This window comes from Stutzerimonas marianensis (assembly GCF_022810315.1).
Taxonomy (GTDB): domain Bacteria; phylum Pseudomonadota; class Gammaproteobacteria; order Pseudomonadales; family Pseudomonadaceae; genus Stutzerimonas; species Stutzerimonas marianensis.
In genome coordinates this window covers 103,187-126,272 of record NZ_JALGRD010000004.1, presented here as the reverse complement: position 1 = coordinate 126,272, position 23,086 = coordinate 103,187, and the positions used below count along the sequence as shown (strand labels likewise).

At 62.0% G+C, this 23,086-nt stretch carries 23 protein-coding genes; 3 read left to right on the top strand and 20 right to left on the bottom strand.

The window, feature by feature from the left end; all coding sequences use genetic code 11:
• Positions 1-22 precede the first annotated feature (22 nt).
• Together mnmH and selD are read right to left on the bottom strand one after the other, a co-directional pair.
• Complete coding sequence (gene mnmH, locus MST27_RS08340; RefSeq protein ID WP_243605504.1) at positions 23-1,129, bottom strand: tRNA 2-selenouridine(34) synthase MnmH; 1,107 nt, start codon at positions 1,127-1,129, stop codon at positions 23-25.
• Complete coding sequence (gene selD / locus MST27_RS08335) at positions 1,129-2,163, bottom strand: selenide, water dikinase SelD (protein WP_243605503.1); 1,035 nt, start codon at positions 2,161-2,163, stop codon at positions 1,129-1,131. The genes mnmH and selD overlap by 1 nt, the downstream gene beginning before the upstream one ends.
• 145 nt (positions 2,164-2,308) lie before the next feature.
• On the opposite strand from selD, the gene MST27_RS08330 reads away from it, so the two are divergent.
• Entirely contained in the window at positions 2,309-3,301 is a 993-nt protein-coding gene (locus tag MST27_RS08330; RefSeq protein ID WP_243605502.1) for a patatin-like phospholipase family protein, read from the top strand.
• Here MST27_RS08330 and MST27_RS08325 read toward each other — a convergent pair whose 3' ends face one another.
• The 8 genes from MST27_RS08325 to MST27_RS08290 form a co-directional block, all read right to left on the bottom strand.
• Entirely contained in the window at positions 3,302-4,378 is a 1,077-nt protein-coding gene (locus tag MST27_RS08325) for an AI-2E family transporter (protein ID WP_243605501.1), read from the bottom strand.
• An 81-nt stretch (positions 4,379-4,459) separates the two neighbouring features.
• Complete coding sequence (locus MST27_RS08320) at positions 4,460-5,263, bottom strand: DUF4892 domain-containing protein (protein ID WP_243605500.1); 804 nt, start codon at positions 5,261-5,263, stop codon at positions 4,460-4,462.
• A 202-nt stretch (positions 5,264-5,465) separates the two neighbouring features.
• Complete coding sequence (locus tag MST27_RS08315) at positions 5,466-6,323, bottom strand: alpha/beta hydrolase (protein WP_243605499.1); 858 nt, start codon at positions 6,321-6,323, stop codon at positions 5,466-5,468.
• Entirely contained in the window at positions 6,320-7,126 is an 807-nt protein-coding gene (locus tag MST27_RS08310) for an alpha/beta fold hydrolase (protein WP_243605748.1), read from the bottom strand. The genes MST27_RS08315 and MST27_RS08310 overlap by 4 nt, the downstream gene beginning before the upstream one ends.
• A 116-nt stretch (positions 7,127-7,242) precedes the next feature.
• The gene (locus MST27_RS08305; protein ID WP_243605498.1) at positions 7,243-7,686 is read right to left on the bottom strand and encodes a hotdog fold thioesterase; all 444 of its coding nucleotides are present in this window, start codon (positions 7,684-7,686) and stop codon (positions 7,243-7,245) included.
• 65 nt (positions 7,687-7,751) lie between these two features.
• Positions 7,752-8,210: a phosphohistidine phosphatase SixA gene (gene sixA, locus MST27_RS08300; protein WP_243605497.1), complete on the bottom strand. Its 459-nt coding sequence runs from the start codon at positions 8,208-8,210 to the stop codon at positions 7,752-7,754.
• The gene (locus tag MST27_RS08295) at positions 8,207-8,539 is read right to left on the bottom strand and encodes a DUF4389 domain-containing protein (RefSeq protein ID WP_243605496.1); all 333 of its coding nucleotides are present in this window, start codon (positions 8,537-8,539) and stop codon (positions 8,207-8,209) included. The genes sixA and MST27_RS08295 overlap by 4 nt, the downstream gene beginning before the upstream one ends.
• Before the next feature lie 16 nt (positions 8,540-8,555).
• The gene (locus tag MST27_RS08290; protein ID WP_243605495.1) at positions 8,556-9,578 is read right to left on the bottom strand and encodes an NAD(P)H-dependent glycerol-3-phosphate dehydrogenase; all 1,023 of its coding nucleotides are present in this window, start codon (positions 9,576-9,578) and stop codon (positions 8,556-8,558) included.
• Positions 9,579-9,989: 411 nt separating this feature from the next.
• Between MST27_RS08290 and fabA the strand changes: the two genes are divergently transcribed.
• Positions 9,990-10,505 (top strand): 3-hydroxyacyl-[acyl-carrier-protein] dehydratase FabA, encoded by a 516-nt coding sequence (gene fabA, locus MST27_RS08285; protein ID WP_021207858.1) that lies wholly within the window; start codon positions 9,990-9,992, stop codon positions 10,503-10,505.
• A gap of 11 nt (positions 10,506-10,516) precedes the next feature.
• Positions 10,517-11,734, top strand: coding sequence for a beta-ketoacyl-ACP synthase I (gene fabB, locus MST27_RS08280; RefSeq protein ID WP_243605494.1), 1,218 nt, complete (start codon positions 10,517-10,519; stop codon positions 11,732-11,734).
• A gap of 64 nt (positions 11,735-11,798) precedes the next feature.
• Here fabB and sstT read toward each other — a convergent pair whose 3' ends face one another.
• From sstT to sucC, 10 genes are all read right to left on the bottom strand, one after another.
• Entirely contained in the window at positions 11,799-13,040 is a 1,242-nt protein-coding gene (gene sstT, locus MST27_RS08275) for a serine/threonine transporter SstT (RefSeq protein WP_243605493.1), read from the bottom strand.
• A gap of 196 nt (positions 13,041-13,236) precedes the next feature.
• Entirely contained in the window at positions 13,237-14,235 is a 999-nt protein-coding gene (locus MST27_RS08270; protein WP_243605747.1) for an amidohydrolase family protein, read from the bottom strand.
• 215 nt (positions 14,236-14,450) lie between these two features.
• On the bottom strand, positions 14,451-16,358 hold the full coding sequence (gene htpG, locus MST27_RS08265; protein ID WP_243605492.1) for a molecular chaperone HtpG: 1,908 nt from the start codon (positions 16,356-16,358) through the stop codon (positions 14,451-14,453).
• Between the two features lie 93 nt (positions 16,359-16,451).
• The gene (locus MST27_RS08260) at positions 16,452-17,699 is read right to left on the bottom strand and encodes an MFS transporter (protein WP_243605491.1); all 1,248 of its coding nucleotides are present in this window, start codon (positions 17,697-17,699) and stop codon (positions 16,452-16,454) included.
• 40 nt (positions 17,700-17,739) lie between these two features.
• Positions 17,740-18,186: a PaaI family thioesterase gene (locus MST27_RS08255; RefSeq protein WP_243605490.1), complete on the bottom strand. Its 447-nt coding sequence runs from the start codon at positions 18,184-18,186 to the stop codon at positions 17,740-17,742.
• The gene (locus tag MST27_RS08250) at positions 18,183-18,650 is read right to left on the bottom strand and encodes a PaaI family thioesterase (protein WP_243605489.1); all 468 of its coding nucleotides are present in this window, start codon (positions 18,648-18,650) and stop codon (positions 18,183-18,185) included. Before MST27_RS08250 ends, MST27_RS08255 begins: the two co-directional genes overlap by 4 nt.
• A 54-nt stretch (positions 18,651-18,704) precedes the next feature.
• Positions 18,705-19,430, bottom strand: coding sequence for a DUF599 domain-containing protein (locus tag MST27_RS08245; RefSeq protein ID WP_243605488.1), 726 nt, complete (start codon positions 19,428-19,430; stop codon positions 18,705-18,707).
• A gap of 76 nt (positions 19,431-19,506) precedes the next feature.
• A complete protein-coding gene (gene brnQ, locus MST27_RS08240) occupies positions 19,507-20,817 on the bottom strand; it encodes a branched-chain amino acid transport system II carrier protein (protein WP_243605487.1) in 1,311 nt (436 codons plus the stop codon).
• A gap of 209 nt (positions 20,818-21,026) precedes the next feature.
• Positions 21,027-21,914 (bottom strand): succinate--CoA ligase subunit alpha, encoded by an 888-nt coding sequence (gene sucD / locus MST27_RS08235; RefSeq protein ID WP_243605486.1) that lies wholly within the window; start codon positions 21,912-21,914, stop codon positions 21,027-21,029.
• Positions 21,914-23,080, bottom strand: a complete 1,167-nt coding sequence (gene sucC / locus MST27_RS08230) for an ADP-forming succinate--CoA ligase subunit beta (RefSeq protein ID WP_243605485.1) — start codon at positions 23,078-23,080, stop codon at positions 21,914-21,916. The genes sucD and sucC overlap by 1 nt, the downstream gene beginning before the upstream one ends.
• Positions 23,081-23,086 lie beyond the last annotated feature (6 nt).

Here is a 23,086-nt window from a genome sequence, read left to right as displayed (position 1 = left end):
ATCCCTCGTTTTCGACATTTGTTCACATTGGGTCTTTCGCGGCACGGGCCTGCAGAAACTCCACCACCGCATTCTGCTCGCCAGCAAATTCGATCCGCGAGGCCTTGTTCTCGCGCTGGTAGGCATACATCGGGTCGTAATACTGGTTAAGCAGGGCCTCGATCCATTCGCGATGTAGGTCCACCGCCCCGCTACTGGCCTGCTCGGCGAGCGCCTGATCCATGATCGCCGCCAGCCGCTTGTAGCCTTCGCCGCCTAGCCGCTTGCTGATATTGACCAGACTTTGCCGTAAACTCTCGCTGAATGAGGCAAACCCACCCTCGCCCTCTTCGGCAACGAACTCTGCACACAAGTCGATCACATAGTCGCGGAGGATACGCTCCACACGGCTTTCCAGACTGTCCTCGAGCCACACCAGCGGATAACGCTGCATGCCTTGATACAACGGCAACGGAATCGAACAGCGGCCAACCAGGCGCGCCTCGTCCTCGAGTACGTATTGCCGAGCACCGGCCGCCTGCATCTTCAGCAAGCGGATGGCCAGCATGTTCTCGAAGTCGATCTGGGCCGGCTGCGGCGTGGCGCGCTTGCCGAAGCTGGAGCCTCGATGATTGGCGATATGCTCGAGGTCGACGCTATCGTCCAGCCGCGCCAGCACTTCGGTTTTTCCGGTCCCGGTCATGCCACCGACAAGAATGAAATTGCTGTGATCGGCAGCGTGCTCGAGCGTCTCGAGCAGGAAATGGCGCATTGCCTTGTAGCCACCCGTGACGCGGGGGTAATCGATCCCGGCTTCGCTTTTAAGCCATTGTTGGACGAGCTGCGAGCGCAGCCCGCCGCGGAAGCAGTAGATATAGCCATGCGGATTGGCTCTGGCGAAAGCCGCCCAGGCCTCGATTCGCTCGGCCTTGACCTTGCCGGTTACCAGGCGGTGGCCCAGTTCGATCGCCGCCTGTTGGCCGTGCTGCTTGTAGCAGGTTCCCACCTTTTGCCGCTCGATATCGTTCATGAGCGGCAGGTTGACCACACCGGGAAACGCGCCCTTGGAAAACTCCACCGGTGCGCGGGCGTCCATCATCGGTACATCGTCCAGGAAGAGCTGGCGGTAGTCCGCGGTATCGTGGCGCATCAACGGACCTCGACGGCAAAGGCGCCGGCCTCAACGAATTCGCCAATGGGCTCGAGCGCCAGCCCCAGTCCGGCGGCCACCTTGCAGAACTGATCCTCGCCTTCAGGCGCTACCGCCACCAGCAGGCCACCGCTGGTTTGCGGGTCGCACAGCAGCTGTTTCTGCACCTCGTCCAGCCCCGCGATGCGCTCACCGTAGCTGTCGAAGTTGCGCCCCGTGCCACCCGGCACGCAGCCCTGCTCCAGATAATGCTCGACGCCCGGCAGACGCGGAACCCGCGCGTACTCGATACGGGCCGTCAGGCCACTGCCATCGGCCATCTCCACCAGATGGCCGAGCAGACCGAAACCGGTGACATCGGTCATGGCACGCACGCCGTCGAGCTTGCCGAAATGTGCGCCAGGCGTGTTGAGCGTACACATCCAGTCGCGCGCGAGACCAACATCTTCGGCGCGCAGCAGGGCCTTCTTCTCCGCCGTGGTGAGAATGCCGATCCCCAGTGGCTTGGTCAGGTACAGCTTGCAGCCAAGGGTCGCAGTGTCGTTACGTTTCATTTGTCGCTTATCGACCAGCCCGGTGACGGCCAGCCCGAAGATCGGTTCGGGCGCGTCGATGGAATGCCCGCCCGCCAGCGGAATGCCGGCCGCGTCGCATACCGCCCGGCCACCAGCGATGACCTCACGGGCCACTTCTGGTGGCAGTACGTTCACTGGCCAGCCCAGGATGGCGATGGCCATCAGCGGCGTACCGCCCATGGCGAAGATGTCGCTGATCGCATTGGTCGCGGCGATACGGCCGAAATCGTAGGGATCATCGACGATCGGCATGAAGAAATCGGTGGTGGACACCACGCCACGCTCGTCATCGATACCGTAGACGGCGGCATCATCACGCGAGGCGTTGCCGACCCAAAGGCGCGGATCGAGGTTCTGCGCACCACTTCCGGAGAGGATCACATCGAGCACCTTCGGCGAAATCTTGCAGCCGCAGCCGGCACCGTGGCTGTATTGGGTCAGGCGGATGGGTTCGCTCATGGAGTGGCTCTCGCGACGCTGAAAAAACGGGCGGCGATTGTAGCAAGAAGCCCCGCTGATAGCGGTATCGCGACGACAGCCGCATGCCCCCTTGAAGCCAGGCGCCGCAGGCGTGAAGCTAACGCCCCTGCAAAGGGAGAAACGCATGGGCAACAAGGTCGCACTGGTACTGGGCTCCGGTGGAGCGCGAGGGTACGCGCACATCGGCGTCATCGAGGAACTTACGGCGCGGGGTTACGAGATCAACTGCATCGCCGGTTGCTCCATGGGGGCGGTTGTCGGCGGCATCTATGCCGCTGGAAAACTGGACGAATACCGAGCCTGGATCGAGAGCCTGGATTACTTCGACCTGCTGCGGCTGATGGACCTGAGCTTCAGCCTGGGTGCCATCCGCGGCGAGAAAATCTTCGGCCGGATACGCGACATGCTGGGCTCGATCAACATCGAAGACCTGCCCATCCCCTACACCGCGGTCGCCACAGACCTCACCAACCAACAGGAAATATGGTTCCAGGAGGGCAACCTGGAACTGGCGATGCGCGCTTCGGCAGCGATCCCAAGCCTGTTCACACCGGTGATGCAAGGCAGCCGGATGCTCGTCGACGGCGGCATTCTTAACCCGCTGCCGATCGTACCGGTGGTGTCCAGCCATAGCGACCTGATCATCGCGGTGAACCTCAACGGGAACAACCATCGCCAGTATCCGTTACCGGAAGTCCTGCGCCCGGGCCGTTTCGATGCGATGGTCAGTTCGCTCAGCTCCCACCTGCCCTTCTGGCGCAAGGACAGCAAGGCCCTTGAGGACCAGGGCAACGAGCTCGAACCGGCCGATGTATTACTGGAAGAACATGCCGCCGTCGCGCCGAGCGGCCGCAGCGCGCCGAAATCGGCGGAGGGTTCGAGGGTGGTGGATGTCGGTGGCCCGGCTTCGCTGCTCGAACTCATCAACCAGAGCTTCGAGGTCATGCAGTCATCCCTGACGCAGTACAAGATCGCCGGCTACCCGCCCAATGTGCTGATCAACATTCCTAAACGCGCATGCCGCTTTTACGAGTTCTACAAGGCTCCGGAACTGATTCAACTGGGACGGATCATCGCCAGCGACACGCTTGCGCGGTATGAGCAGGAGCAGGCCTGATCAGTCGACCCGGTTGCCGGGCAGCCGCTCCGGCGCCGCCACCTCCGGTACCTCCTTGATCAGCCAATCACCCAGCAGGCTGTACGCGACGGCAAGCAAGGTCGGACCAAGGAACAGCCCCATGAAGCCGAATGCCAGCACACCGCCGAACACACCGAGCAGCACCACGACCAGCGGCAGGTTGCCGCCACGGCTGATCAGGTAGGGCTTGAGCACATTGTCCACCCCACTGATGATGAACATGCCCCATACGCCGAGAAACACCGCCATGCCGTACTGCCCCTGCCAGGCCAGCCACGCCACCGCAGGCCCCCACACCAGTGGCGGAACCATGACGAAGCTGAACGCGAAGGTGAGCAAGCCCAGGATCAGCGCCCCTGGCACGCCGGCGATGCTGAAGCCGACGTAGGCCAGGATCGCCTGCGCCGCGGCGGTGCCGATCACCCCATTGACGACGCGTTGTACCGTTCCGGCGACCAGCTCCAGATAATGGTCGGCACGCTCGCCGATCAGACGATGCAGCAGGCTATGGACGAATGCGGCGAGCTTCGGGCCATCGCGATAGAAGAAGAACACCAGCACCAGGCTCAGGGCCAGTTCGAGCATACCGCCGCCGATCCGTGCGCTGCGTACCAGCAGCCAGTTGCCGACCTGCCCGATGTAGGGCCGAATCGTTGCGAAGAACGCCGTGCCCTGCTCGTCCAGGGTGGTCCAGAGGGTCACCAGGCGCTCCCCTACCAGGGGCAGTTCACCAAGCCAATCAGGTGGCGCTGGCAAGCCCTGAACCTGAAGATTGTGCACCAGCACGTTTACCTCGCGGATCTGGTCAGCGATGTTGAACCCCAGCCAGACCAGCGGCACCGCCACCAAAACCATCCAGCCAACCGTCAACAGCGTTGCGGCAAGCGTGGCGTTGCCCTTCAGCCAGCGCGTGAGCACCCGCATGACTGGCCAGCTCGCGAACGCCAGGACCGCCGCCCAGAAGATCGCCGAAGCGAACGGCGCCAACACCCAAAGACAGGCACCGAGCAGCACCAGGAGCAGAATCTGCACCAGCAGGCGGTCATTATTGAGCATCAGGAATTACCTATCGAGAAACAGTGTGCGCCTTGAGCAAGGCGCACCGGGCTGGAGCGCTATTCAGTCTGGAAACAGCCTTCAACGCAAGAGCCGGATCACCAGTCCTGGCTCATCGGAGTCGACGGCGTCGATCCGCCGCGGCTTGACGCGCTCGGCCCGTAGCGCTTCGAGCCAGGCTGCCGCCCCGCTCCCGATCAGCTCGATACGCATGGTGCTATCGAGCCGCAGCACATTGGCCAGCAAGGCTCCCCACTCGGCAGTGGGCTCATCGGGTAGCCGCGCCAGACGCAGTTCGCCCGTCGTCTTCAATTGCCGAAGCAGCGTCGCAGGGTTCGGAAGAATCACACCGAGGGGGCGCTCTGGGCGGAGACGCTCCACCTGCAGGTAGGGTCGGCCGTTGCCTCGAGTGATGCCGTACAAAGCCATCAATTCATCGGCTTCGCCGGGCATCCGCGCCAGCAGGAACGCCTGCTGCGCATCCGGCCCATAGAGCATGGCGCGCTGGAACACATCGTTCGCCCAAAGACTGCTCGATCCGCATTCGCGGCCCTCGCACCAGTACAGCAGCTCGCCACCAGCCGCCAGCAGATCGCGTCGGCTTTTCTCGAAGGCCTCGATGCCCGTGTGCACGCTCGGTAGCAGGTAGGTCACAGCAGTCAGTTCACCGGGCGCACTGACCTGGTCCGCCATGCGCAACCGCCCACTGATTCGCCTAATGGAGTCCAGTGGGTAGGTGCGCTCCACCACTTGCTGTTCCTTGAACCCAACGATCTCGGCCTGCGGATAGCGCGGTAGCGCTTCGAAATCAGTGCTTCCCGGCACGTCAGCAGCCAGCGTGGCCATGCTGAACAGTGCCAGGGGGGCGATCCATGTACCTCGCATAACGCTCCTCAACACTTCGAGACTGTCTGACACAACCCTGCGAAGCCGCGTAACGTCGCCAAGCTCCGCTCGTCGAGCATGGGCCATGCCGGCAAAATCGATCCAGTCATGCGTAGGGCTACCGGGTTGAGACGTGACGTCAGCCTCACCAGTTGGGAAATGCAAGTCAAGCAGGGCTTTGCGACAGTTTCTTGCGAGAGGTTCAACGATCAAGGAACGCATTGAATACCGAGGCCACGGCCTGTGCGCCCTGCTCGTCGTCCAGATGCAGATGATGGCCGCCCGGTAGGCGATGGCGTTCGAAGGGAAAACGGTCGACCAGTCCACGGATTGGTGGCTCGGTCATCAGCCCCTGCTCCGCCAGTACCAGGCTTACGGGACACTCGACGCGGTCGACGAAAGCCAACGCGTGAGCGCGCGTCAGGCGCATAGGTGAAGGCAGCATCAGTCGCGCATCGGTTCGCCAGGTCAGACCGCCTGGCACGGGCATCAGCCCACGCTGCGCCAAACGTTCGGCGGCCTCGCGGCTCACTGCACCAACCCCCTTCATGCGGGCCGAAACGGCCTCATCGAAGCTTGTATAGACCGGTTTGCGTCGTTCATCGACCTCGAGCAGCGCACGCAGCGACTCGCCCAGCTTCTGAGGCGCGGTGTCCGCTTCCCCGGTATAGGGGATGACCCCATCGATCAACGCCAGCCGTTCGACGCGTTCGGGCATCGCCCCGGCCAGCAGGACAGATACGATCGCGCCCATCGAATGGCCGAGCAGCGTGAACCGCTGCCAGCCAAGCTGCTCGGCGACCTGCAGAACGTCATGGGCGTAATCCCAGATGTTGTAAGCGGCGCCAGCCGGTCTGTGGGCCGAATGGCCGTGGCCAGGCAGATCCAGCGCGACGATCCGCACCCCCTCGAGCAAAGGTGCCAGACGCGAGAAGCTGGCAGCGTTGTCCAGCCAGCCATGCAGTGCAATCACCGGCCTGCCCTGCTCGGGCCCATAGAGATGAGCGGCCACTTCGATATGTGGCAGGTTCAGACGAATCTCTTCGAAAACGAGGCTCATGCGACTGCTTTCCGATCATGGGCAGCCCAGCGGCCAAACAGCTCGCGCAACAGCGCCGCGGTTTGCGAAGGATATTCCAGCGGGAACATGTGGCCGCCAGGAACCCTGTGTGCTTCACCGCGCGCCACCAGTCGCAACAGGTAGGCGTGATGCGGTAGCACGACGCGACTCTGCGTGCCGCGCACAACGGCGAGCGGGATCGCCAACGCGTGGGGCCAACCCGGCGTGACGTGCGGCACGCTGCGATAGATGTTGATTTCCGTCTGCGGATCGAAACGCAGGCGCACACCCCGCCCGCACGGCTGCAGACCGTAGCTGACGTACGCGTCCAGACAGTCCGGGTCGAAGGTACGGAACAGTGGCTTGCTGGCGAAGTAGCGCCTGGCCTCGTCGCGGCAGCTGAAGGCTTCACGACGCCCGAGGGTCTGGCCGGCAGGCGTCAGCTTGTCGATGAAGCCGAGTTTCTTGGCGGTCCAGATCACGGCCTGATCGAGCCAGGTCGGCATGGGTGAGTCGAGCATGACCACGCCCCGGTAGAGGTCGGGACGTTGCAAGGCGGCGTGATAGTGCAGCATGCCGCCCAGCGAATGGCCAACGCCCCAGACGGGCTCGCCCAGTGCGGACAGCTGCACGATCAGTTCCTGCACAAGGTTCCGCCAGTTGTCGTCGACCGGAAACCTTGGGTCGTGCCCATGCTGGTCCAGATAGGTGACCTGGTAGTCGGGCTCCAGCGCTGCGAACAGCTTGCGATAGGTGCCCGAGGGAAAGCCGTTGGCATGGGCGAAGAAGATGCGTTGCGACATGATTGCGCGCTGACGGAATGGGGCGTTCATTGTCTGGCCAGCGTCCGTGCACGGCAATCGGGGACCTCAGCCGATTGAAAGGCAGTCATGCCAAACAAGCGGCCTGGTTCGCCGGATCAAGGGGTGGGCCGCCCTTCCCCAAGCGGAACGATCGCCACCGTGAGTCGCGAGATGCAGCTCGTCTTGCCGTCCTCGCCGCTCAGGCGAATGTCCCAGACATGGGTCGAACGCCCCAAATGCACTGGCTGGCATACCCCGATCACCCGTCCACTGCGCAGGCCACGCAGGTGGTTGGCATTGACCTCGAGCCCCACGCAATAGAACTTGCTAGTGTCGATGCAGTGATAACTGGCCATGGAACCTAAGGTCTCGGCCAGGACCACCGACGCGCCACCATGCAGCAGACCGTAAGGTTGATGGGTGCGCGCATCGACCGGCATGCTCGCCGTCAGTGACTCGTCATCGACCGCCTCGAAACGGATGTCGAGCAGCTCCACGATGGTGTTTTCACGGCTGGCGTTGAGTTGTTCGAGGTCGGGTCGTCGATACCAGATGCCCATATGCCACGCTCCTTCGTTGTTGTTGTCATGAACGGCTCGGACAGCCCCGAGACCATGATTGCAGCCTAGCGGGGATGCTTGAGGTCCAACAGATGCATCAGGCCCGCGGCGATCTGTTCACCTTCGAGCTCGGCCAGGCTGGCGGTCGCCATCGGCAACGGCGTTTCGCGGTGACCGCTGACCAACCAGCCGCCCAGCGCCCCGACGAAGGGTTGATGGGTAACCAGCAATAACGACTGTTCGCTGCGACGATCGAGATACAACAGGGCATCTCCGAGATCAGAGTCGGGTGTCGCCCAGGGCACGGTTTCGACCCGCCCTTCGAAGCCAATCGCCTGCCTGACGATCTCGGCAGTCTGCTGCGCGCGTGCGTAGGGGCTCGCCAAGATCGCCTGCAGCGGCTGGCCACGCAGCGCCGCAGCACTGCTTTGTACTTCGGCACGCCCGGCTTCGGTGAGATTGCGCTGCGCGTCCGTACGCGCACGGGATTCAGCCTCACCGTGGCGAAGGAGCCATAGCTTCATACAGGCGGTTCCTCTTTTGGAGTGACAGACGTAACAGGAGGCGGTGTCTCCACGTCCGCTGGACGCGGTGTCGGCCAGTCGGACATCGGCCACGGCTTGCGATCGGTATTGAAGGTGCCGAAACGCCCAATCTGCGCCACGTACTGGCTGAGGCTGTCGCCAAACGCTTGCAGACTCTCATCCACCCGCCCCTTTACGGCCCGCATGATCAGCTGCACGACCACCACCAGCAGCAAAGCCAGTTCAGCCAGCTGCCAGACGAAGAAGAAGACCAGCATCCAGATGGCTCGCAGGATCAGCGACTCTCGCTCAGCGTTGCGATTGTTCATGGTTGTCTCCCGGTACTCAAAAGCCATCGGTGGAAATGAAATCGACATCAGTCTTGGGTTCGCCGCGCATCAACACGGCGATGACCTGATCCAGCGTACGCCCCTCGAACAGGATCGCATGCAGACCCGCGACAAGTGGCATGTAGACCTGCAATTCCTCTGCGCGGCACTTCAATACCTTGATCGTGTTGACGCCTTCAGCCACCTCCCCAAGGCGTGCAACAGCCTGTTCCAGGCTCAGGCCCTCGCCGAGCGCGTGGCCAACCTGGAAATTGCGGCTTTTCGGCGAGGTGCAGGTCACGATCAAGTCGCCGACACCGGCCAGGCCGAGAAACGTCATCGGGTTGGCGCCCAGCTTCACGGCAAAACGGGTCATTTCCGCAAGCGCCCGGGTGATGAGCATGCTGCGCGTGTTCTCGCCCATACCCAACGCCGCCGCCATGCCTGCCATGATTGCGTAGACATTCTTGAGCGCACCGCCCAGCTCGACGCCGAAACGGTCGGCACTGGCATACACGCGAAACGTACGTCCATGTAGCGCAGCCTGAACGGCGCGGCACAAGGCCTCGTCGTGGCTGGCGACCACGGTGGCGGTCAGGGCATGCTCTGCCACTTCACGGGCGAGATTGGGTCCGGATATGACGCCGATGCGGGCCTGTGGCGCGATTTCCTCGATGATCTGGCTCATCAGCTTGAAACCGCTGGCCTCGATGCCCTTGGTGGTACTGACCAGCATGCGACCGTCCAGCAGGCCGGCCACAGGCGCCAGTGCAGCGCGCAACGCGCTGGACGGCAGCGCAACGAAGATCAGCTCGCAGTCGCTTATGGTCTGGTGCAGGTCAGTTACCGGCTCGACCTTTTCATGCACCTTCACGCCCTTGAGATAGCGGGGATTCTGGCGCTCGACGCGGATGATCCGAGCTTGCTCCGGATCGCGCATCCACAATCGAACGCTGTGACCGTTCTCGGCCATGAGGTTCGCCAGGGCGGTACCGAAGCTGCCGCCGCCAAGCACCGCGATGGGTTGCTGTTCAGTCATGACTTGTCCGTATCGAGCCAACGGGTGGCAGTGCCAGGCATTATACGTAGCGTGCGCGGGTCAGCCAGCGCCCCGCCGGCCATCCGCGAAACAAGGCGGAAAACCACGCCGGAGCCTTGTGTAACCTGCGCCGGAGCCGCTCGTCCGCCGCGTCGCAACAGGCCGTTGGGCGATGGTCTATAGAGGACAAGGTGTCACAAGGTCGTAGTCATGTGTGCAGGAGTGTTAAAGTATTGCCCCGTTTGCGCGCGGGTGTCGGCATCGCGCCAGTAAACGAGTGGCTTGCATGCCCCTGATGCTGTGACTTTCGGCGCAGGGCTGCAGTCTACGACTAGTCTTCATGATCCCTCCCTCGTTCCGGGTCGGATGAAAGCAGCAAGCCCTCCATGTAGGGACCATTGAGGAATACGCATGACCAAACAACAGGCCTTTACTCGGGAAGATCTGCTTCGTTGCAGCCGCGGCGAGCTTTTCGGTCCCGGTAATGCGCAACTGCCCGCGCCGAACATGCTGATGGTCGATCGCATCGTGCATATCAGCGAAGTGGGCGGCAAGTACGGCAAGGGCGAGTTGGTTGCCGAACTGGACATCAACCCCGACCTCTGGTTCTTCGCCTGTCATTTCGAAGGCGATCCCGTCATGCCGGGCTGCCTGGGCCTCGATGCCATGTGGCAATTGGTCGGCTTCTACCTCGGCTGGCAGGGCAATCCCGGCCGTGGCCGCGCGCTCGGCTCGGGCGAAGTGAAGTTCTTCGGTCAGGTCCTGCCGACCGCGAAGAAAGTCACCTACAACATCCATATCAAGCGGACCATCAACCGCTCGCTGATCCTCGGCATCGCCGATGGCACCGTCAGCGTCGATGGCCGCGAGATCTACAGTGCCGAAGGTTTGCGCGTCGGCCTGTTCACCTCTACCGACAGCTTCTGAAGGACATCCGCATGCGTCGCGTCGTGATCACTGGCCTGGGTATCGTTTCCTGCCTGGGCAATGACAAAGAGACCGTCTCCGGCAACCTGCGTGCCGGTCGCCCCGGTATCCGTTTCAACCAGGCCTATGCGGACATGGGTCTGCGCAGCCAGGTTTCCGGCTCCGTCAATCTGAACCTCGAAGAACTGATCGACCGCAAGGTCCTGCGCTTCATGGGCGACGCAGCCGCCTATGCCTACCTGGCCATGGAGCAGGCGGTGAAGGATGCCGGCTTCGACCTCGATGACATCTCCAATCCGCGCATCGGCCTGATCGCCGGTTCCGGTGGCGCCTCGACCATCAACCAGATGGAAGCCATCGACATCCTGCGCGACAAGGGCGTCAAGCGCATCGGCCCATACCGCGTGCCGCGCACCATGAGCAGCACCGTCTCGGCCTGTCTCGCCACCCCGTTCCGCATCAAGGGCATCAACTACTCCATCGCCTCGGCCTGCGCCACCAGCGCGCATTGCATCGGCCATGCCATGGAGCAGATCCAAATGGGCAAGCAGGACGTCGTCTTCGCTGGTGGCGGTGAAGAGGAACACTGGAGCCAGAGCTGCCTCTTCGACGCCATGGGTGCCCTGTCCAGCCAGTACAACGAAACCCCGGAAAAGGCCTCGCGCGCCTACGATGCCAAGCGTGACGGATTCGTCATCGCCGGCGGTGGCGGCATGGTCGTGGTCGAAGAGCTGGAGCACGCCCTCAAGCGCGGCGCCAAGATCTACGCCGAGATCGTCGGCTACGGCGCCACGTCCGATGGCTATGACATGGTCGCCCCGAGCGGTGAAGGCGCCCTGCGCTGCATGCAGCAGGCGATGTCGACCGTCGAGGGCTCGATCGACTACCTCAACACCCACGGCACCTCCACCCCGGTGGGCGACGTGGCCGAGATCAAGGCCGTGCGCAACATGTTCGGCGACAAGGTCCCGACCATTAGCTCGACCAAGAGCCTGTCCGGCCACTCGCTGGGCGCCGCTGGCGTTCACGAGGCGATCTACTCGATGCTGATGATGGAGGGCAACTTCATCGCCGGCTCGGCCAACATCGACGAGCTGGACCCGGAAGTCGCGGATATGCCGATCCTGCGCGAAACCCGCGACAACGCTCAGATCGACACGATCATGAGCAACAGCTTCGGCTTCGGCGGCACCAATGCCACGCTGGTACTGCGCCGCTACAAGGCCTGAGGCAAAGTAAGCGACACATGAGGACGGCGCCCTAGGGCGCCGTTCTTGTTTCCACTCAGCTGTTTCAGACGCGCCGCTCGGCGCCCTCGTCGATATCGCCGTGGGCGATACAGGAAGCCGCGGTGAAGAGCACGTCGGTCGACGAATTCAGCGCAGTCTCGGCCGAGTCCTGCACCACGCCGATGATGAAGCCGACCGCCACCACCTGCATCGCCAGGTCGTTGGAGATACCGAACAGACTGCACGCCAGCGGGATCAGTAATAGCGAACCGCCGGCGACACCAGACGCCCCGCAGGCGCAGACCGCAGCCAGCAGGCTGAGCAGGATGGCGGTTGGCACATCCACGACGATCCCCAAGGTATTCGCGGCCGCCAAGGTCAGCACGGTAATGGTGATGGCCGCGCCACCCATGTTGATCGTCGCGCCGAGAGGAATCGATACCGAGTAGGTGTCCTTGTGCAATCCGAGGCGCTCGCACAACTGCATATTGACCGGAATGTTCGCCGCCGAACTACGGGTGAAGAACGCGGTTATTCCGCTTTCGCGCAGGCAGGTCAACACGAGCGGATAGGGGTTTCGGCGGATCTGCCAGAACACGATGAGCGGATTCATCACGAACGCCATGAACAGCATGGCGCCAAGCAGCACCAGCAACAGCTGGAAGTAGCCAGCAAGCGCGCTGAACCCGGAGGTGGCGAGCGTACCGGCGACCAGGCCGAAGATACCCAAGGGAGCAAAGCGAATGACCACCTTGACGATCAAGGTGACGCCTTCGGCGACATCGGCGACCAGATCGCGCGTGCTGGGCCTTGCATGGCGGAACGCGAAGCCCAACCCGATCGCCCAGGCCAGGATGCCGATGAAGTTGCCGCTGAGGATGGCATTGACAGGATTGTCGACGATGCTGAACAGCAAGGTTTTCAGCACCGCGCCGACACCGGAGGGTGGTACGGCGTCGCTGGCCTGACTCACCAGGGTGAGCGTCGTCGGGAACAGGACGCTGGCGATGACCGCAACCGACGCCGCGCCGAGCGTACCCAGCGCATAGAGCAGCAGGATGGGCCGTATGTGCGTAGGCTGCCCGCGCTTGTGATTGGCAAGCGACGCGGTGACAAGCACGAAGACCAGCACGGGGGCGACAGCCTTCAGGCCCGAAACAAACAGGTCGCCCAACAAACTTGCCGAGACGGCGGCCTGCGGATGCAACCATGCGAGCAGGCAACCGGCGATGAGGCCAAAGAGGATCTGTGTGACTAGCCCTACGCGAAGGTAGGCACGCACAAGAGGATTGGAAGGACTGGACATTGGCGAGTCTCGGCGTATGGATGGGATCAGCTGCGAGGTCCGCCGCATGCGGCGGACCCGACTGGCGCGATGAAAAACGCCGGATGGTACGCATCTCCATCCGTTATGCCCAGCCTTGGCGCATGCGAAAGCTGCCTTCCGTCCCCCCGCCCGCTGCCGTCACGGCGCACGGCGCGCGCTGTCAGCAACGTCCTGGCTATCGCGGGTGCGCCCCATGTCGCGGCAGCACATCCAGGAAGTTGTCACGAGCCACCTTGCGTGCCACCGCTTCAGGGAGCGCGTCCAGAAACGGCACGAAGTCGCGGATGCCACTGGCCAGGTTGTCGAAACGTCCGACGACGTCCGTGCCGATCATGAAGCGCTCCGGATACTTCTCGACCAGAGCCACCCAGTCACGGTTGGGCTTTCCGTCCTTGTCCAGCAAGTAGGGCCGCAGCATGGTCCAGGACAGGTCGATATACAGGTTCGGGTAGTCATTCAGTAGACGCGTCACGGTCGGCAACAGGAAATCGAGCTGTTCCTGATGGCGATGAATCTCCATGCTGGTTCCGGCGTGCGCCCAGATGAAGCGGGTATGCGGATGGTTGCGCAGCGGCTCCTCGAGCTCAGCCAGATACAACGGGTTACGCTCGCGCTTGGATGTGATGTTCGAATGCAACATCACCGGCAGATCGAACTCGGCGGCGAGATGGTAGACGCGTGCCAGTGCTTCGTTGTTCGCCCGCGGCGTGTCGCCTTCGGTCAGCGCGGTGACGTCGTCATGACGCGTAAAGACCTCGCCCAGGCCCTGCCAAAGGCCGGGATCGAGCTCCAGCATTCGCCGGATATGCGCGTCGGCGTTCTTGTCGTTCGGGTTGAAGCCGGACAGGAACGGATGGAAGCGTTTGCGCTGCTCTTCGTCCAGCTCCTTTACCGCGGCGGCGATCACGACGTCGGTCGCGCTGTACCAATAGACCGGAGCATCATCGCCGGCGTAATACCGCGGGCGCTTGGGTTCGTTTTCGTGCCATTTCTTGGCGACGGGTATACCGCTGATCATGACGTGGTCGATCCGACCCTTGTCCATGGCCTCGATCAGCTTGTCGATGCCATCGCTTTCCTGAAAGAAATCGACGAAGTGAAGATGCGCGTCACTGTAGCGATACTCACGCGCTTCGGCCGGACCGAACGCAGCCGCGACGCACAGCGCAGCCAGTAGATGATTGAATTTGAGCAACCCTGTTCTCCTGATAACCAGGCGGATAGACCGCTCCGCTCGACAGCCGTTCACCGCCACCCTGAGACCGTAAACGACGCGCCGGATGCAAGAAAAAAAACCCCACCCTGCGGACCAGGTACGGACTGGCCTGCAGGGTGGGGTTCGGTATGCAGCCCGTTATGAGCGGGCTGTCACCTCGGACTGCGCTTTGATCAGGCGGAGAGCTCGACCAGCAGCTTGTTCAGGCGCTGCACGTAGGCGGCCGGGTCCTTGAGACTGTCACCCGCTGCGAGAGCGGCCTGGTCGAAGAGGATGTGCGACAGATCGCCGAAACGATCTTCATCCGGCTCGGCATCGAGTTTCTCGATCAACGGATGGCTCGGATTGATCTCGAAGATCGGCTTCGACTCAGGCACCTTCTGGCCGCTGGCCTCGAGGATCTGACGCATCTGCAGGCCCAGGTCCTGTTCACCGATAGCCAGGATCGCTGGCGAATCGGTCAGGCGGTGCGACACGCGCACCTCGGCGACCTGATCGCCCAGGGCAGTCTTCAGCCGCTCGACCAGGCCCTCTTTCGACTTGGCGATTTCTTCCTGCGCCTTCTTGTCCTCCTCGGAGTCCAGCTTGCCCAGGTCCAGGTCGCCACGTGCGACATCGACGAACTGCTTGCCATCGAACTCGGTCAGGTAGCTCATCAACCATTCGTCAATGCGATCGGTCAGCAGCAGCACCTCGATGCCTTTCTTGCGGAAGACCTCCAGGTGCGGGCTGTTCTTCACCTGCGCATAGGATTCGCCAGTCAGGTAGTAAATCTTGTCCTGGCCGTCCTTGAGCCGTCCCAGATAATCCGCCAGCGATACGCTCTGCTCACCGCTCGCGTCCTGGGTCGAGGCGAATCGAAGCAGGCCGGCAATCTTTTCCTTGTTGGCGAAGTCTTCCGCCGGGCCTTCCTTGAGCACCTGGCCGAACTGTTTCCAGAAGGTCGTGTAGTCTTCCGGCTTGTCCTTGGCCAGCTTGTCGAGCATGTCGAGGACGCGCTTGGTGAGCGCCGACTTCATCGAATCGATCACCGGGTCCTTTTGCAGGATCTCGCGGGAGACGTTCAAGGACAGGTCATTGGAATCGATGACACCCTTGATGAAGCGCAGGTACAGCGGCAGGAACTCATCGGCCTGATCCATGATGAAGACGCGCTGCACGTACAACTTCAGCCCCTTCGGGGCCTCGCGGTGATACAGGTCGAACGGGGCGCGGCCCGGAACGTAGAGCAACGAGGTGTATTCGAGCTTGCCCTCGACCTTGTTGTGGCTCCAGCTCAGCGGATTTTCGAAATCGTGGCCGACGTGTTTGTAGAACTCCTGGTATTCCTCGTCCTTGATCTCGGTACGCGGACGCGTCCAGAGGGCGCTGGCACGGTTGACCGTCTCCCACTCGGGCTCGGCCGGCTTGTCCTTGTCCTCGCCGTGAAACTCCTTGGGTAGTTCGATCGGCAGCGCGATGTGATCGGAGTACTTCTTGATGATGTTGCGCAGGCGCCAGCCATCGGCGAATTCTTCTTCGCCAGACTTCAGGTGCAACACGATCCGCGTGCCCCGCTCGGCCTTCTCGATGTTGGCGACTTCGAACTCGCCCTCGCCCTTGGACGACCAGTAGACGCCCTCCTCGGCTGGCGTTCCGGCCCGACGGCTGAACACCTCGACCTGCTCGGCAACGATGAACGCCGAATAGAAGCCCACACCGAACTGACCGATCAGGTGCGAGTCCTTCTTCTGGTCACCAGTCAGGTGCTTCATGAAGTCCGCGGTGCCCGACTTGGCAATAGTGCCCAGGTGAGCGATGACATCCTCGCGGTTCATGCCGATACCGTTGTCCTCGATGGTCACGGTACGGGCGTCCTTGTCGAAACTGACGCGGATCTTCAGATCAGCGCCGCCTTCGAGCAATTCGGGCTTGGCCAGCGCCTCGAAGCGCAGTTTGTCGGCGGCGTCCGACGCGTTGGAAATCAGCTCGCGAAGAAAGATTTCCTTGTTCGAATACAGGGAATGGATCATCAGGTGAAGCAGCTGCTTCACCTCAGTCTGGAAGCCCAGGGTTTCTTTGTTTTGAGTCTCCACACTCATCGTCTTGCTAACTCCCCTCGTCAATGGCACGGGCCGCAGCGGCGGCGATGACAAGCAGATGGGGACGAGACGTGAAATTTCAAGGCCTGTAGCTCAGGGCTCAAGCAGCTCCAGGCGCACGATGTCCGAGGGCACGAGGTTATAGGTCGCTTGGCCAGCGCCCTTGAGGAAGTGTTCGATGCTCAGGTTGCCCTCCCGATCGATGCCGATGAAGCGCCCCTGGGCGACATTGCCTCGCTTGGTCTGGGCACGCATCAGCAATCGTTCGTACTTCTCAGGCTCGCGCAACAGACGGGCCAGGGAGAAACGCTGTCTTCGATCCACTCGAGAGACGCCCCCCTGGGGTTGCGAGGGCTTGGTCTTTTCGGGAGCGGTTGTCGCGACGGGTGGAGCCGGCGGTGGTAGCGCGGCGTAGTCATCAAGCTCGACCGCCCAGCCTGCGTCCTGCTTGCGCAGGTCCAGGTCGAACTGTGCAGGCGCCCCGTCGACCTTCGCCTTGACCGCCACGGCAGCCTCCTGAGCCGGGAAGCTTACCGTGGAGACGGACTCAACCTCGACCGCGCGCGTCTTGAAGCGCCGCTGCAGGTAGTCGCGGATGACGTAGCGCAGCGTGTCCGCCGAGTCATGGCTGAGATCGAGCTGATCGCCCCGGTAGCGCAGCTCATCGGTATAGAGTTCGACACGCCCGCTGAGGGTAGTCTGGTAATGCGCGGGCAACACGAGGTGAAAGTCCCCCGCGAGCTTGTTCGGTGGTACGGGTAGTAGATCCAGGTGCAGCGTATAGCCCTTGCGGATCCGCCGCGCCTCGGGCAGCTCCTGATCGAGGCCCAGCCAGCTGATCTCGACTTCGGGTATAGGCGCCGGGTCCTGCGGAAGCACATCCACACGCAAGGCACCAGACGCAACGCTGCCCAGGCTGATATTTACTTCCTGGCGCGCAAAGAGATCGTCCCCTTCGCGCAATGTGAGCACCCCATTGATCAGCCTGCCAACCCGGGGATTGAACGGGCGACCGTCCAGTTCGCCCTTCAACTCAGCCAGCAGTGGCTGCTCGACCTGAGCGCCGGCGTTCAACCATTCCAGGCTGAAGATTGCCGCCACGCGGTCGGGGTCATGGTTGGCGAGCAGGGAAAGACCGACCACGAGCGGAATGAACCCCAGGGCGGACAGACCGGCGGCCTTGCGTGCCGTATGCCAATGCCGCACGACATATGCCAGGGTGATCGGCGGTAGCATGACGCCAACGCCCCACAGCAAACTGGTTCCAAACGCCAGCACAACGAGCCAGACGGCGCCTGCGAAGATGAGCAGCAACCCGCCGAGAATCAACAACGCGTCCATTCAATTTCCTTGAGACATCTGAATGCGGTCGCCAGACGTATCAGGGCTCGTCCACCTTGAAGTGGCAACGGGCGGTCGCGATGGGCTCGGCCTGATTCGTTTGCCAGGCGGTGACGGCGACGTTGGCGACACGTCTGCCTTGGCGCCAGACCTGGCAGGCGGCAAAGGTGTCACGATAGTGACCGGCCCGGAGATAATCTATCGAGAAGTCGATGATTTTGGGCAAATGTGGAGCCCCCATGAACATCAGTAGGTGGAGCATGGCGGCATGTTCCATGAAGCCTGCGATCACCCCACCATGAATGGCAGGCAGCGTCGGGTTGCCGATGTTGGCCGGGTTGCTCGGCAGGCGAAAAACCATCTCGTCTCCCAGGCGGAGACACTCGATGCCGATCAGCCGTGCATAGGGGACGACCCGCAACAGCGCGTCATAATCGTTGCTCGCATGGGCTTCTCGCACCAATGTTTCCAGGCTAACCGAACTCATGGCGATGGACCTTTCGCGGCCGCGTTGGGATCGATAACCCCTCTGCCCATTCGCATGAAGGTGCCCACGACATGCGCGATGGGTTGTTCGATGTCGCGCTGGTACGCAACACCTCGGGTGAAGATCACCGTCGGTGTAACGCGGTAGCACTCTGCGAAACCGAAGAGGTCATGGCCGGGTTCGGCCGGATGCATATAGTCGATGCGTAGATCCAGCGTCGGGCAGATTTCCAGGTCCGCCAAGGCGCAGACAGTGGAGATGCCACAAGTCGTGTCCATCAACGTGGTGATTGCACCGCCGTGAACGAAGCCGCTCTCCGGATCGCTGATGATCTTTTCGCTGTAGGGCAGGCAAAGCGTCAACCCCTTGGCATCGGCGTGCTGGACGCGCATGCCCAGCACCTGGCAATGGCGCAACAACGACAGAAAGCGCTGTGTGCGCTCCAGTATCAAGCTATCGCTCATGAGGGGTCCCGATATCCTAAAGGCGGCTAGCTTAACGCCACCGAGGGCCCGGACCTATTCCTTGACCGCATCGCTGGGCAGAGTTGGCGTGAATACCATCACCTCGAGCACGTCGGAATGGAACTCGCGACGATAAAGCACCACTACCACACCCGCCGTGACCAACATGAAAAACCAGGGATTGACGAACCAGGCAAGGGTCGCCATGCCGAAGTAGTACGCACGCAACCCGAAGTTGAACTGATTGGCAGCCATGGAAATGACTCGTGCCGCGCGGTCGGCAAAGGATTTTCGCTCCTGATCGTTCACGTTGCGCTCGCCCGCCATCGGCGCCGACGCAACGAGGACCGCGGCGAAATTGTATTGGCGCATGCACCAGCTGAAGGTGAAGAAGGCATAGACGAAGACCATGGCCAGCGCCAGCAGCTTGATCTCGGAAAGCCCCCGGCTGACCGGCTGGGCGAACGGCAGATCGGCCAGAAGCGATACCGCTCGGTCGGACGCGCCCAATGCGGTCAGAACCCCCGCCAGGATGATCAGCGTGCTGGAGGCGAAAAACGCAGCATTGCGCTCGAGGTTACCGATGACATTCGCATCGGCAATGCGGTTATCACGCAGCAACATGCGCCGCATCCAGTCCTCTCGATACAGATGCATCACACTGGCCAGGCAGGCCGTATCCCTAGCCCGCCAGGACGCATAGCGGGTGTAGCCGACCCAGCACAGGATGAACCAGACGACCGCGCCGATATGCGGCAGCAGATAACTCGGAATGGACATGGCAACCCCCTGGACGCGTGAGCCTGATTATAGCGAGCGGAACGCGTAAACCCCTGCCCCGACCTGCTCGACCTTGCTAGGCAGCGGTCCGGGGCGTGCCGGCCAGCCGATCCCCGACTACGGCCAGCAGCAGCGTAACGAGCACCGGAACCAGCCAGCCCATGCTCTGTGCCGCGAGCGGGAGTTCGGTGAACAGGCCCGGCACCCAAGCCGTGAAACCGGCCGCTGACAAGCCGTCCACAACGCCGAACACCAACGTGACCAGCATCACCGGCATGAACACGCGGCTTGAAGACAGCCAGAAGCGATCCAGCAAGCTCAGCGCTACCAACATGATCGCCAGCGGATACAGCCCCACCAGCACAGGTACGGACACGCTGATCAGTTGTGTCAGGCCCTGATTGGCGACCAACAGGCTGAACGCCGTGAACACGACCACCACCACGCGGTAGCTGACTGGCAACAACTGGCTGAAGAATTCACCACAGGCGGTGGTCAGGCCCACAGCTGTGGTCAGACAGGCCAATGTGATGACGACCGCCAGCAGCAGGCTGCCAGTGGTACCGAACGTGTGCTGAACGTACGTCGTAAGGATCTGCACCCCATTCTGCGCCTCGCCTGCGATGCCTTGGCTGGTTGCACCCAAGTAGAACAAGGCCAGGTAGACCAATGACAATCCGAGCGCGGCGATCGCCCCGGCGATCATCGAATACCGCGTGATCAGCCCAGCATCAGACACACCACGATCACGGATGGCGGTAGCGATCACGATACCGAACACCAAGGCACCCAGGGTATCCATGGTCAGGTAGCCTTCGAGGAAGCCCTTCAGCAGAGGGCTCGCACGATAGCTCTCGGCAGTTACGCCAATCTCGCCCGCCGGAGCGAAGAGCGCCGCGCCACCTAGCACGAGCAATGCTGCAAGCAGCACCGGCGTGATGAACTTGCCGACCCGACTGACCAACTTGCCGGGATTGAGCACGAGAAACAACGTGGCGGCGAAAAACGCCAGCGTATAACCGAACAACGGACCGGCAGCATCGCCGGTGAAGGGCGCCACACCCATTTCGAACGAGACGACGGCGGTCCTTGGCGTGGCAAAAAGCGGCCCGATGGCGAGATAAACCGCGACGGCGAGCAGGATACCGGCGCCTCGTCCCAGCGGCGCGGTCAGACGATCCATGCCACCACCGACGCGAGCCAGAGCGACGACCGTGAGCAACGGCAAGCCCACCCCCGTCAGAAGAAAGCCGATCGCTGCGGCCCAGATATGCTGGCCAGCCGCCAAGCCCGCGCTCGGCGGAAAGATGATATTGCCAGCGCCAAGAAACAGCGCGAACGTCATGAACCCCAGGGCCAACAAGTCCAGGCCTTTCAATCGAGTCATTGTCTCAGTACCAGATGCGTGAGTTTCGGCGTGAACGGACGCCAGACAGTTCGACGGGACGCGAGGCGGCGACCGCAATCGAAAAAAAGGACGCACCATAAAGGAAACGCGTGGCGCATGCGAGCGCGGGACCGGCAGAAAGCTGTGCATGCAGAAATGAAAAATGCCAGTCAGGCAAGCCTGACTGGCATTCTATGAACACGCCGGAATCAGGCCTGCTTGACTTCCCAGCCGGTCACTTCAGCCAGTGCCTTGCCGATGTCAGCCAGAGAGCGGACGGTCTTGACGCCTGCGTCCTGCAGCGCGGCGAACTTCTCGTCCGCCGTGCCCTTGCCACCGGAGATGATCGCACCCGCATGGCCCATGCGCTTGCCCGCCGGAGCGGTCACACCTGCAATGTAGGAAACCACCGGCTTGGTGACGTTCGCCTTGATGTAGGCCGCTGCCTCTTCCTCAGCAGAACCGCCGATTTCGCCGATCATCACGATCGCTTCGGTCTGCGGGTCTTCTTGGAACATCTTGAGGATGTCGATGAAGGTCGAACCCGGAATCGGGTCGCCACCGATACCCACGCAGGTCGACTGACCAAAGCCGGCGTCAGTGGTCTGCTTGACCGCTTCGTAGGTCAAGGTACCCGAACGGGAGACGATTCCGACCTTGCCCGGCATGTGAATATGACCAGGCTGGATGCCGATCTTGCACTCACCGGGCGTGATAACGCCTGGGCAGTTCGGCCCGATCAGGCGAACGCCCATCTCGTCGCACTTGATCTTCACTTCAAGCATGTCGAGGGTGGGGATACCTTCGGTGATGCAGACGATCAGCTTGATGCCGCCGAATACGGCCTCGAGGATGGAGTCCTTACAGAACGGTGCGGGGACGTAGATAACCGATGCATCGGCGCCGGTGGCCTCGACCGCTTCCTTCACGGTGTTGAACACCGGCAGGCCCAGGTGCGTCGTACCGCCCTTGCCGGGGGTGACGCCACCGACCATCTTGGTACCGTATTCGATCGCCTGCTCGGAGTGGAAGGTGCCCTGCGAGCCGGTGAAGCCCTGGCAGATGACCTTGGTGTCTTTATTGATCAGGACGCTCATTACTTGCCCTCCGCGGCTTTGACGACTTGAATGGCCGCATCGGTCAAGCTGGTCGCGCCGATGATGTTCAGACCACTTTCTCCCAGCATCTTGGCGCCGAGCTCTGCATTGTTGCCTTCAAGGCGTACGACAACCGGAACCTTGACACCCACTTCCTTCACGGCACCGATGATGCCTTCGGCAATCATGTCGCAGCGCACAATACCGCCGAAGATGTTGACGAGCACTGCCGCGACGTTGTCATCGGACAGGATGATCTTGAAGGCCTCGGTTACACGCTCTTCGGTCGCGCCACCGCCGACGTCGAGGAAGTTGGCAGGCTTACCGCCATGAAGGTTGACGATGTCCATGGTGCCCATCGCCAGGCCTGCGCCGTTGACCATGCAACCGATGTTGCCGTCGAGGGCGACATAGTTGAGCTCCCACTTAGCAGCATGCGCCTCGCGCGGGTCGTCTTGCGACGGATCCTGCATGCCGCGCAGCTTGGGCTGGCGATAGATGGCGTTGCTGTCGATGTTCAGCTTGGCGTCCAGGCAATGCAGGTTGCCGTCTTTCTTGATGACCAGAGGGTTGACTTCCAGCAGGGCCAGGTCGTAGTCGACGAAGAGCTTGCCCAGACCCACGAAGATGTGGACGAACTGCTTGACCTGGTCACCCTTCAGACCCAGCTTGAATGCCAGCTCGCGGCCCTGGAACGGCTGCGCGCCGACCAGCGGGTCGATAGTGGCCTTGAGGATCTTCTCGGGGGTTTCGTGTGCGACTTTCTCGATATCCACGCCACCTTCGGTGGAGGCCATGAAGACCACGCGACGCGTGGCTCGGTCGACCACCGCTCCGAGGTACAACTCTTTGTCGATATCAGTGCAGGCTTCGACGAGGATACGGCTGACCGGCTGGCCGTTCGCGTCGGTCTGGTAAGTCACCAGGCGCTTGTCCAGCCACTGCTCGGCAAACGCACGAGCTTCGTCTTTGCTGCGCACCAACTTGACACCACCGGCCTTGCCGCGACCACCAGCGTGGACCTGAGCCTTTACCACCCACTCGGTACCGCCAATCAGATCGCACGCCTCGGCCGCTTCCTTTGGGCTGTCGACTGCGTAGCCCTTGGATACCGGCAATCCGTATTCGGCAAACAGTTGCTTACCCTGATATTCGTGAAGATTCATCTTAGC